The following is an 11,474-nucleotide window of genomic DNA, read 5'->3' on the forward strand; positions in this document are numbered from 1 at the left end:
ATAAGCACCGCGGCCCGGGGTGTACCTCGAGGTACACCCCGGGCCGCAGGGTTAGCGCCTTTTTATTAGCACTTTACGATCTCTAATTAGAGTCGCTCACCGACGTATTCGGTCAGAGACACGAGCTGGTTGGAGTAACCCCACTCGTTGTCGTACCAAGAAACAACTTTAACTTGGTTGCCAATAACCTTGGTTAGGCCTGCATCGAAGATCGATGCGTGAGCGTCGGTGACGATATCGGTGGATACAATCGGATCCTCAGTGTAAGCCAAGACACCCTTGAGCTCACCTTCGGCTGCTTCCTTCATTGCCGCATTAATTTCTTCTGCGGAAACTTCCTTTGTGGTTTCGAAGGTCAAATCCGTTGCAGAACCAGTGATAACTGGAACACGCATTGCGAAACCGTCGAGCTTCCCCTTCAGTTCTGGAAGAACCAAGGCTACTGCCTTAGCCGCGCCAGTGGAAGTAGGAACAATGTTCTGAGCTGCGGCACGTGCACGGCGAAGATCACGGTGTGGCGCATCGTGGAGACGCTGATCACCAGTGTAAGCGTGGATGGTGGTCATCAAGCCCTTGACGATACCGAACTTCTCGTCCAATACCTTAGCCATTGGAGCCAAGCAGTTGGTCGTGCAAGATGCGTTAGAGATGATGTTGTGCTTAGCGGGATCGTAGTCGGTGTGGTTAACACCAACAACGAAGGTTGCATCCTCGTTCTTTGCAGGTGCAGAAATGATGACCTTCTTTGCACCAGCCTCAATATGAGCCTTCGCAGCATGGGCGTCAGTGAAGAAGCCAGTCGACTCGACAACGATGTCAACGTTCAGCTCGCCCCATTTAAGGTTCATAGGATCGCGCTCAGCGGTGACAACCATGCGATGGTTATCGACGGTGATGGAGTCATCATCGTAGCTGACTTCCTTGCCCAAACGACCAAGGATGGAGTCATACTTCAATAGGTGTGAAAGAGTGTGGTTATCAGTCAGGTCGTTGATTGCAACAACCTCGATGTCGGCACCGCGCTCAGCAATTGCACGGTAGAAGTTACGACCAATACGGCCAAAACCATTGATACCTACGCGAATCGTCACTTTAATATCTCCTCACATTTGAGTGATTGTTTTTGGAAGCCGAATGCGAAACATTCTTTCCGATCTTGTCCGATCGGGACTGTTTCGTTCCGGTGTCCCTTCGTTTTCAAAGTGTACCTATATCCGGTCAGACTTGCAGAAGTTTTTTGTCCGCATGTAATGACCTTCTATAACGAGAAGAACCAAATCTGGGGGTGTATAACCGAGCAAATGTTGCTTAATTTTGCTTTATGTCCGTTTATGACTGGCGATTTGTTGATAATTCACCCCGTTTTGGAGGCGTAGAGTTCACATCACGAACCATGGCCTACGCCCACCCTTTGCCACATTAAAAAGCCGATGTGAAGGTTATCACATCGGCTTTTTAATGTTTTAGAAGTCGTCCAGAAGTTCCTCAGTTACGACTACTGATGTATCAGGAATTCCCATGTCAGAAGCCTTTTTATCTGCCATATGCAGCAATCTGCGAATCCTTCCTGCTACAGCGTCTTTGGTCATCTGGGGATCCGCTAATCGGCCAAGCTCTTCCAAGGAAGCCTGCCGATGTTGTACACGCAATTGGCCAGCTTGGGCCAAGTGGTCGGGAACATCATCACCAAGAATTGTCATAGCTCGTTCCACACGCGCTGCCGCAGCTACCGCCGCTCGCGCTGATCTACGCAGGTTTGCGTCATCAAAATTAGCTAATCGGTTTCCTAAAGGTCGCGCTTCTCTTCGTGCTCGTTTTTGATCCCACACAAGTCGCGTTTTATGCGCTCCCATTCGAGATAGCAATGCCCCAACTGCTTCACCATCTCGAATGACAACTTTTTCTACCCCACGAGTCTCTTTGGGTTTAGCCGACAGGCCCAATCTGCGAGCACATCCAACCAAAGCTAAAGATGCTTCTTGGCAAGGACATGCAACTTCCAAACCTGAAGTCCTACCTGGGTCAGAAAGCTGGCCTGCAGCCAAGAAAGCACCACGCCACGCAGCCTCAGCATCAGAAATTGATCCAGATATGATCTGAGGCGGTAGCCCTACTACCGCGTGGCCGCTACGAGTTACTAACCCAACTCGACGAATCAAAGTTTCTGCATCCTCGGCAATGCGTACCACATGTCGTGGAGTCCGACGTGTTGCCATCGATCCTAAATCCACCAACTTGGCAGAAATAGCAAATAAATCCTCTATTTCTTTCGCAACACGAATTGCCACGGCTTCGTTATCTAGTTCGATTTCTATTACAGTCTTTCCAAACACAGAATCAATAGACCCAGCAAATCGAATGATCGAAGCAAGTTCGGCGATGCGAGACCTCTGTTTTGTAGATGACACCTTGATCAGTTCATCTTTAACTTGAGCAGAAAGAGCTCCCACGTATCCGTTCCTTCACGTTTTAGTTAATGTCTGGTGCGCAATGTGGCAAAGTTAAGGGCGGAAACTCTATATTAACGCGCCCACGTATGCGTCCTAAAGCTGTAAACGTAACGCTTCAGCTAATTTTGCGGGATCATGGCGATGAATTCGTCGGCCGCTGGGATCAGTTTCACTTAAATCATGATACGAAATCTGTGCTCCAAGCACCGCTGCAGCTCGTTCCAGATGGACTCTTTCGCCTTTGTGTGGGATTAATCCCTCGTCTACTAAAATCACGTCTGCTCGCAACGTCTGAGCATGTTGAGACAGGATATGGATATGCCGTTCAGCGGTAAATCCTGCTGTCTCTCCCGGCTCTGGACTTAAATTAAGCACTACTACCCGCAAAGCTTTAGTGGTGGCCAAAGCCGTAGGAATTCCTGGAACCAAAACATGCGGGATCACGCTTGAGAACCATGAGCCAGGTCCTAACGTTACCAAGTCCGCGTTTTCAATAGCTTCAACCGATTCCTCAGTTGCCTCTGGCTTTTCTGGAATAAGACGGACACGTCGTACAGTACCTGGCGTTGATGCGACTGCAACTTGCCCAATGACTTCTCGCATAATCCGCGGATCATCATCTAAGCCTGATACCTCTGCCGCAATTTCTAATGGCTCAGCGCATGCTGGTAATACGCGACCTTCAGCTTTGATCACTTTTGCTACTGCGTTTAGAGCGGCAATTTCGCTTCCTAAGGTATCGCACAGACCAGCAATTATAAGGTTTCCTACTGCGTGCCCTGCTAGTGCCCCATGCCCACCAAAGCGATGCTGGAGGAGCGTTTCCCATTGCAAACCTTCATCATCAAAAGGAGCGAGAGCTGCAAGGGCCATCCTTAGATCACCAGGAGGAATCTGTCCTAGCTCACGACGGATCCGCCCTGATGAACCACCGTCATCGGCCACAGTTACGATTGCGTCGATACTTGCAGGATTAAGCTGCCGAACGGCACGGAGGGTTTGAAATAGGCCGTGACCTCCACCCATGCTCGCGATTTTAAGTTGCGAGGTGTCTAGTTTATTCGCCATGAGACTCAATCCTCACTAATTTCTAACAATATCTCGGTGATTAACGCTGACATCAAGGTCCGGTACCTCTCTCAAACGACGCGCTAATTCTTCAGCTATAGCTACTGATCGATGATGTCCACCAGTACACCCAACGGAAACAGTAATAAAGTTCTTACCTTCATGTTTAAAACCGGGGCGCATGTCCCGTAGCATTCGCGTGAAATTGTCAAGGAATTTCTGCGCGCCTTCGTCTGCTAATACATAATCAGACACAGGCTTGTCCGTACCTCTAAACGGACGCAGTTCAGATACCCAGAACGGATTCGGTAAGAACCTAACGTCGATAAGCAAATCTGTGTCACGTGGAGAACCGTGTTTAAAGCCAAAAGATTGCACCGTAACATGCTGTAACTTATTAGCGATTCCGTTGAAGTTGAGTTCGATGCTACGTCGAAGATCATGAATTGATAGATCTGAGGTGTCGATGACAACATCGGCAGACTCTTTAATTTGATTCAAAATTTCACGCTCACGCTCGATTCCTACGAGCAAAGTGCCGCTTCCCTGAAGAGGGTGAGTTCGTCGCAAATTATCAAATCTCTTGATCAAGACGTCATTTCGCGCATCCATGAATACGACCAATGGTTTTAAACCGAGTCCGGAAAGCTCCGAAATTACTTCTTCCAAGCTCCCGCTGAATTCCTTCGACCGAACATCTGAAACGATGGCGATTTTATCGACTGGTGAATGTGGATCGGCGCACAACTCGACGAGTTGGACCACAAATTGCGATGGGATGTTTTGAGTCACATACCAGCCCATATCTTCAAGCACGCGGGCTGCCGAACTCAATCCTGCGCCAGACAGACCTGTAATTACTACTGGTGGGATTTCGGTTCGAGGCTCGACATCAGTTCTCACGTTGAGGTTCATACCGCCTATTGTACTGAGGAGTCATCTGAGTCTGGGTGCAATGCGACATAAATACTATGTGCAAGCGCAGGACCAATTCCTTTTACCATCGTAATGTCTGATTCCGATGCTTTTTTTAGTCTTTTGACCGAACCAAAATGCGCTACTAAAACTTTTCGACGTGCAGGACCTAGGCCATTGATATCGTCAAGAATAGATCGTCGCATCCGTTGCGATCGCTGTTGTCGGTGAAATGTAATAGCGAATCGATGTGCTTCATCACGCAGCTGCTGAATAAGGTACAATCCCTGAGAATTTCGTGGAAGAATCAACGGGTCTTCTTCGCTAGGTAACCATATTTCCTCTAAGCGTTTAGCAATTCCGATTAGCGCTACATCTGTAATACCCAATTCATCGAGCACATATTGTGCTGCAGCTACTTGGGGCGCTCCACCATCGACTATGAACAATTGAGGTGAATAAGCAAACCTCTGTTTCGTTGCCACAGTGTTTTCTCCCGCCAACGATTCATCTTCAAATCGCGAGCCGTCAAACTCATCCTCTTGAGGAACCATGCGGCGATCGTTTTTGTATCGTGCGAACCTTCGACGCACAACTTCTGCAATAGACCCAACATCGTTGGACTTACCCTCGCCTGCCGCCTCTTTGATTTTGTAACGACGGTAGTCCGATTTTTTCGGCAGTCCATCTTCAAAAACCACAAGTGAGGCCACTACGTCTGTTCCTTGAATATGAGAAATATCTGTACATTCAATGCGCAGAGGCGGTTCATCTAGGCCAAGAGCCTCATGAATCTCTTGTAGGGCAGCGGATCGCGTAGTTAAATCCGATACTCGCTTAATTTTATGCTGTCGCAAAGCTTCTTGAGCATTGGCAAAAACTGTATCTGCTAACGCTCGTTTGTCGCCACGCTGAGGTACGCGCACATCCACATTCGAATGACGCAAACTACGCAAAACTGCGGCAGTTTGCTCAACATTTGCAGGAGCTTTATGTACTAACACCTCTTTAGGAACCACCGAGGTGTTAATACGACGATTGGCAAGATCACTTTCATGGGACTGCTTATCGACGCCTCGCCGAACAACTGTCAGTTCTTTATCGGATACTTGATCTTCATGTGCCACTTCGTCGGAATAGAACCGAATAAGGAACGATTGTAATAGCTCTTCCAATTCACTTTCAGAATTGTCGGTACGCTCAACGATCCAACCGCGTTGGCCTCGAATCTTGCCACCTCTCACGTGGAATAACTGAATTGAAGCGTCAAGATCATCAGCAGCAACTGCAATAACATCTGCGTCAGTACCATCCCCAAGGACTACTGCTTGTTGTTCCGTAATTTTACGAACAGCATTCAGATCGTCACGTTTACGAGCTGCTTTTTCAAAGTCTAGAGCCTCTGAGGCCGACATCATCTCATTAGATAAGCGCCGCACGACCGAATCGGTGTTACCCGCCATGAATGAGCAGAATCCATCTACTATTATTCGATGTTCGGATTCGCTCACTCGACCAATACACGGAGCTGAACACTTGTCGATATACCCCAGCAAACATGGCCTTCCTAATGACTCATGCCTATTAAATACGGCTTTGGTACAAGTTCGAATGGGGAAAACTCGTGTCAGCAAATCCAAAGTTTCTCGAACAGCCCATGCATGCGAATATGGGCCGTAATATCGCACTCCCTTTCGCTGCGGACCGCGATAAAAATAAGCCCGGGGAAACCTCTCACCTACTGAAACAGCAAGTACTGGGTACGTTTTATCATCGCGATATTTAACGTTGAAATAAGGGTCGAATTTTTTAATCCAAGTATATTCCAGCTGAAGCGCTTCTACCTCAGAGGCAACGACTGTCCATTCTACTGAGGTAGCTGTGGTTACCATCTGCCGTGTGCGCGGATGCAAAACACTGAGATCTTGAAAATAATTGGACAACCGCGATCGTAGGTTGATTGCTTTACCTACATAAATGACCCTACCTTCGGGATCACGAAACTTATAGACCCCCGGTTCCGTAGGAATGGTGCCGGGGGCTGGGCGATATGTAGATGGGTCAGACACTGCTGTGGCTTAATCCTCTGGCATAAATCGAGACTCAAGAATACGAAAATCTTCAATGGCTGAAATTGATCGTGCACCATCACCAGCTTGAATGGCCCACAACGGGACATATTCAAATTCTGGCAGCTCAAGGCGGGCAAATTTGCTTCCTTGTGGGAAGTTCAAACCGTATATAACGGACCAAGGGTAAAACCGAGTACCCACAAAATTTCGAACTTCTACCCCATCTTCATTAGCACGAACGCGTGGCCGTGCAAAAGCAAGATAAAATGCTGACGCAAATACAAGACCAACTAAGAAATAACCCCATTGATCAATAAGCGTCACTGTAGTACCAGTGTCGCCGATCGCTACGACAACCGCCAAGAAAATGTGAATCGCTAAAATAAAAATGGCACCACTCCATGCCCATCGCCGCAGATAAGCAGAATTAATTTCTAAGTCCCACGGCTTACCCGTCGTAAGTGGAGCGTCTAAAGCAACATATTGCTGAATTTCCTCATCGCTAAGCCTAATGGCACGTTGAGTAGATGGATTTTCACCGTTGCTGTTGCTAGAAGATGCAGTCACAATTTTTACCCTAATTCACTGAAATTTTTCTCAATACGGAAGCACTTATCATGCATTTGCCTTCACACGACTCTAGTACTTAAGGCGCCACAGCTTCAATCGTAACGATCTCAGCTTACGTGACTGCGACGTTTTACTTTACGGCAAATCCCTTAGAACAAGCGCCGTATGCATAGCCGCAATGGTTGCCTCTGCTCCCTTATTCTCAGTGGAACCATCAAAACCAGCGCGGTCAATCGCCTGTTCTTCATTCAAAGTAGTAAGCACTCCGTTACCGACTGGTACTCCACTATCTAAAGCAATTCGTGTAAGTCCTTCAGTGACTGAGTCGCAAACATAGTCAAAATGAGGAGTGCCACCTTTAATCACACAACCGTTAGCAACCACCGCATCACAGTTCTGAGCGAGTTTTTGCACCACAATCGGTAGCTCCAGCGCGCCGATCACTCGTGTTTCGATGACTTTTGCACCGCAGTCCTTTGCCGTGCGAATCGCTTCAGTATGGAGCTGATTACAGATCGTTTCATTCCACGTTGCTGAGACTATTCCGACAACAAGACCTGCTCCTGCTACTGAAGATACATTGGGCAGTCCCTCTTTGCTCACCTAGCTTTGCTCCTTTTTGTATGCGGCAATCCACGGCAGATCGTGGTTCATTCGATCCCGCTTTGTGGTCAAATAACGAATATTATCTTCGTGCACTTCCACTTTGACCGGCTCTCGTCCGTTTAAGATGACCCCATAGCGTTCCAGTTCAAGGAATTTTTCTGGATTATTCGTCAGCAAACATACTGACTTCACGCCAAGATCTCGTAGAATGTGTGCAGCAACGGAGTAGTTACGCGCATCAATTGGCAGGCCTAATGCCTTATTTGCGTCAACCGTATCGGCCCCTTCATCCTGCAGATGATACGCCTGAAGCTTATGAAGTAATCCGATTCCACGTCCTTCATGTCCACGCAAGTACACCAAGACTCCGCGCCCCCGCTCGGAAATAGCTCGAAGGGACGCCTGTAATTGCGGTCCACAGTCACACCGACGAGAACCCAAAACATCTCCGGTCAAGCATTCTGAATGGACTCTAACGAGAACATCCTTGCCCTCATCAGAAGAAATATCCCCAGCAACCAGCGCAATATGTTCTACGCCGTCAACGATTCCACGATAGCCGACTGCGGTAAACCGTCCGAACTCAGTTGGCAGTTGTGTTGACACGGCTCGTTCAACAAGTAATTCGTGCCTACGTCGCCACTCAATAAGCTGTTCAATCGAGATAAGTGCAAGATCATGTCGATCCGCAAATCGTCGTAGTTCAGGTGCTCGTGCCATGTCTGTGGGATCATCTTCGCTGACGACTTCACACAGGACGCCTGCTGGATTCAAGCCAGTCATTCGAGCTAGATCGACAGCCGCCTCAGTATGCCCTGCCCGTTCGAGCACACCTCCTGCTTTCGCACGCAGAGGAACCACATGGCCTGGACGTGTGAAATCTTGAGGTCCGAATTGACTGTCGGCAAGTTTTCTCAACGTATCTGCACGACTTGTTGCAGAAATACCAGTTGTTCCCGTATTTGCGTCTACCGTAACAGCATATGCAGTACCCCGCGCATCCTCGTTATGGGATATCATTGGCGGAAGCTGAAGTCGATCACATTCTTCTGGCGTCAAAGAGGCACATATATAACCCGAAGAATATCGAACCATAAAGGCTACTAGCTCGGGCGTTGCCTTGTCAGCCGCAAAAATTAAATCGCCTTCGTTTTCACGATCTTCTGAGTCGACTACGACCACAGGCCTTCCATCCGCAATATCCGCGATGGCTCTTTCGATGCTATCCAAAGCCACCCCTAGATAATCGCTATTCTGCTGATCTATCGGGTGAGCCTCATTGTTATGAGGTGTACCGCTTCGGGTTATATCCACCCGCACTACCTTACTCGTTTCTCGCTATTTGTGATGTTATCTATGTCCTGCAAGCATTCGCTCAACATATTTTCCAACGATGTCTACTTCTAAATTCACAACCTCGCGTAATTTTAGCTCACCGAGCGTAGTGTGCTCCAAAGTAGTGGGAATTAACGAAACTTCAAACCAATGATTCTCTGCAAGAGGTTCGCTTATCGACGACACCGTCAATGAAGTTCCATCAACAGCAACCGAACCTTTTTCAACCACATACTGCGAAATATCTGCCGGAAGACTAAAACGCAATACATCCCAATGTTCCGAATGATCCCGAGACAACAGCACACCAGTGCCGTCAATATGACCTTGCACGATATGCCCTCCCATGCGGGCATCCGCACGCATGGCGCGTTCCAGATTCACGTTGCTGCCGGTTCGAAGTTGACCCAGACTAGAACGATCGAGAGACTCCTTCATTACATCAGCTGTGAAACCAGTAGCGTCATAATTAACAACAGTCAAGCACACACCGTTGACTGAAATTGAATCGCCTTGCCTAACATCAACCATAAGTGCTGGTGCTGAAATACTGAGAACGAGTGAGTCTCCTTGCTCTTCCATTCCAGTAATCGTTCCGATTTCTTCTATTAACCCAGTAAACATTTCGCTAATCCTTTTATTTTTTCGATGAGATTTCGTCACAACCACTCGGTGTTCAGATCAAATATTAATTACTTGAAGAATATCGTCCCCGAGCATCGAAATGGATTGAGTACTTCCTCTTAATGCACTTGCAATCGTAATATTAGCATTTTCCGCAGATTTCTTCTCCACATCTTGTAGAAGGGAAACTCCCCGAGTTAAAAGCATGGGCGCACTATACGAATGTAACTGGTCGAGATTACCGCTCGTTAAAAATCCATGTAATAAATGTGGACCGCCTTCAACCAGCACATAGCGCACTCCTCGGGCCCAAAGTTGTACCAATGCTTCTTCGATCGTTGAAAACTGCACAAATCCCGATCTTGCTAACTGCGTACCCTCAGAAATTTTACTCGTTCCGATGACCACTTTGAGTGGTTGATGCGGAAATAAGGTGCCATCGTCTTTTCGAGCTGTCAAAGCTGGATTATCAGCTTTGACAGTGCCAGTTCCAACAATGATCGCATCAAAATGCCGTCGTTGCTGATTGGCGTAATCACGCGATGCACTGCCAGTTATCCATTTGGAGCTGTAGTCTTCAGCAGCAACAAAGCCATCCAGAGTGTGGGCAGTTTTCCCTACAACATACGGCCAACCACGATCTTTAGATGCTTGCCAAGGAATAAGAGCAGCAACACTGAGGTCTAAAAAGGTCACCTTTAATCCTTGACGCCGAAGATATTCCGCCCCGCCTTTCTCTAGCGCACCGGTATCTGGCATGAGGTAAACTACGTGCTCAATACTGGATTCAGAAATAGCATGACTGCAGGGACCAGTTCTTCCCCAGTGATTACATGGCTCTAAAGTGACCACTAATGTGCCACCTTTTGCATGCTCCCCTGCCTGCCTCAATGCCATTATTTCAGCGTGAGAGCCCCCAGGTGGTTGGGTATGCCCCCTTCCTACAATCGAGCCATTGCTAGACAGCACCACTGCACCAACCGGAGGGTTAGGGTGTGTAGTTCCCCAAGCTTTTTCTCCTTCTTGAACTGCTGCAATGACCGCAGGATAAATAAAGTTCATTTCAGCGCCAATAACCGTTGTTTCCGCATAAATGGTGTTTAATGGCAACTCAGCACTAAGCGGCACCCCACAATTCACCTGTATATCTTTCTGGCTAGGCACGACTGCGCGCACGTTCGCGTAACGCGTTAATGGCAGCATTACGGTCATCACTACCAAAGACAGCAGAACCGGCAACAAAGGCATCACATCCCGCTTCTGCAGCTTGGCGGATTGTGGACTCCGAAATACCACCGTCAATTTCGATAGTCACGTCTAGATTGCGTTCATCAATAATTCGACGAAGTTGACGGACCTTCTCTAATTGCTCCGGCATAAATTTTTGTCCGCCGAATCCAGGTTCGACACTCATGATCAAAACTTCGTCAAACTCTTCTAGCATATCGAGATAAGGATCAATCGGAGTACTTGGTTTTAATGAAAACCCTGCTCTTGCACCCTGATCTCTAATATGTCGTGCAAGATCAACTGGGTTGTCTGTTGCTTCCACATGAAATATGACGGTAAACGCTCCAGCTTTAATGTACGAATCCACCCAATTTTCTGGATTTTCGATCATTAGATGAACGTCAAGTGGTTGTGAGGTGCTCATCCGTGCAGCACGAGTGATATCTGCCCCAAAAGAAAGATTTGGCACAAAATGGCCGTCCATCACATCGACATGAATCCAGTCGGCATGGTTAACCGACTGGATTTCCTCTTCAAGCTTACGGAAATCTGCAGCTAAAATTGATGGTGCAATAATCGGACACTGTCGAGTCTGAGTCATAGC

The 11,474-nt window shown here is 47.8% G+C and carries 11 protein-coding genes; all 11 read right to left on the reverse strand.

Features of this window, described 5'->3' with window-relative positions; translation table 11 throughout:
* Window positions 1–86 precede the first annotated feature (86 nt).
* Complete coding sequence (gene gap / locus ABMV07_RS07380) at window positions 87–1,091, reverse strand: type I glyceraldehyde-3-phosphate dehydrogenase (protein ID WP_197691773.1); 1,005 nt, start codon at window positions 1,089–1,091, stop codon at window positions 87–89.
* Between the two features lie 372 nt (window positions 1,092–1,463).
* On the reverse strand, window positions 1,464–2,450 hold the full coding sequence (whiA, locus tag ABMV07_RS07385) for a DNA-binding protein WhiA (RefSeq protein WP_088266930.1): 987 nt from the start codon (window positions 2,448–2,450) through the stop codon (window positions 1,464–1,466).
* Between the two features lie 93 nt (window positions 2,451–2,543).
* Complete coding sequence (yvcK, locus tag ABMV07_RS07390; protein WP_088266929.1) at window positions 2,544–3,518, reverse strand: uridine diphosphate-N-acetylglucosamine-binding protein YvcK; 975 nt, start codon at window positions 3,516–3,518, stop codon at window positions 2,544–2,546.
* Between the two features lie 15 nt (window positions 3,519–3,533).
* Window positions 3,534–4,433 carry an RNase adapter RapZ gene (gene rapZ / locus ABMV07_RS07395; RefSeq protein ID WP_088266928.1) on the reverse strand — a complete coding sequence of 300 codons (900 nt, stop codon included), beginning with the start codon at window positions 4,431–4,433 and terminating at the stop codon, window positions 3,534–3,536.
* Between the two features lie 5 nt (window positions 4,434–4,438).
* Window positions 4,439–6,502, reverse strand: coding sequence for an excinuclease ABC subunit UvrC (gene uvrC / locus ABMV07_RS07400; RefSeq protein WP_374064482.1), 2,064 nt, complete (start codon window positions 6,500–6,502; stop codon window positions 4,439–4,441).
* 9 nt (window positions 6,503–6,511) lie between these two features.
* Window positions 6,512–7,072 carry a PH domain-containing protein gene (locus tag ABMV07_RS07405; RefSeq protein ID WP_088266926.1) on the reverse strand — a complete coding sequence of 187 codons (561 nt, stop codon included), beginning with the start codon at window positions 7,070–7,072 and terminating at the stop codon, window positions 6,512–6,514.
* A gap of 138 nt (window positions 7,073–7,210) precedes the next feature.
* Window positions 7,211–7,678, reverse strand: coding sequence for a 6,7-dimethyl-8-ribityllumazine synthase (ribH, locus tag ABMV07_RS07410; RefSeq protein WP_088266925.1), 468 nt, complete (start codon window positions 7,676–7,678; stop codon window positions 7,211–7,213).
* On the reverse strand, window positions 7,679–8,947 hold the full coding sequence (locus ABMV07_RS07415) for a bifunctional 3,4-dihydroxy-2-butanone-4-phosphate synthase/GTP cyclohydrolase II (protein WP_374065014.1): 1,269 nt from the start codon (window positions 8,945–8,947) through the stop codon (window positions 7,679–7,681). It abuts the gene before it with no gap.
* 84 nt (window positions 8,948–9,031) lie between these two features.
* A complete protein-coding gene (locus tag ABMV07_RS07420) occupies window positions 9,032–9,640 on the reverse strand; it encodes a riboflavin synthase (RefSeq protein ID WP_088266923.1) in 609 nt (202 codons plus the stop codon).
* A gap of 57 nt (window positions 9,641–9,697) precedes the next feature.
* Window positions 9,698–10,702 carry a bifunctional diaminohydroxyphosphoribosylaminopyrimidine deaminase/5-amino-6-(5-phosphoribosylamino)uracil reductase RibD gene (ribD, locus tag ABMV07_RS07425; RefSeq protein ID WP_374065015.1) on the reverse strand — a complete coding sequence of 335 codons (1,005 nt, stop codon included), beginning with the start codon at window positions 10,700–10,702 and terminating at the stop codon, window positions 9,698–9,700.
* Window positions 10,703–10,796: 94 nt separating this feature from the next.
* Complete coding sequence (rpe, locus tag ABMV07_RS07430) at window positions 10,797–11,471, reverse strand: ribulose-phosphate 3-epimerase (protein ID WP_088266922.1); 675 nt, start codon at window positions 11,469–11,471, stop codon at window positions 10,797–10,799.
* Between the last annotated feature and the right edge of the window lie 3 nt (window positions 11,472–11,474).

It is taken from the genome of Corynebacterium belfantii (genome assembly GCF_041898185.1).
Taxonomy (GTDB): domain Bacteria; phylum Actinomycetota; class Actinomycetes; order Mycobacteriales; family Mycobacteriaceae; genus Corynebacterium; species Corynebacterium belfantii.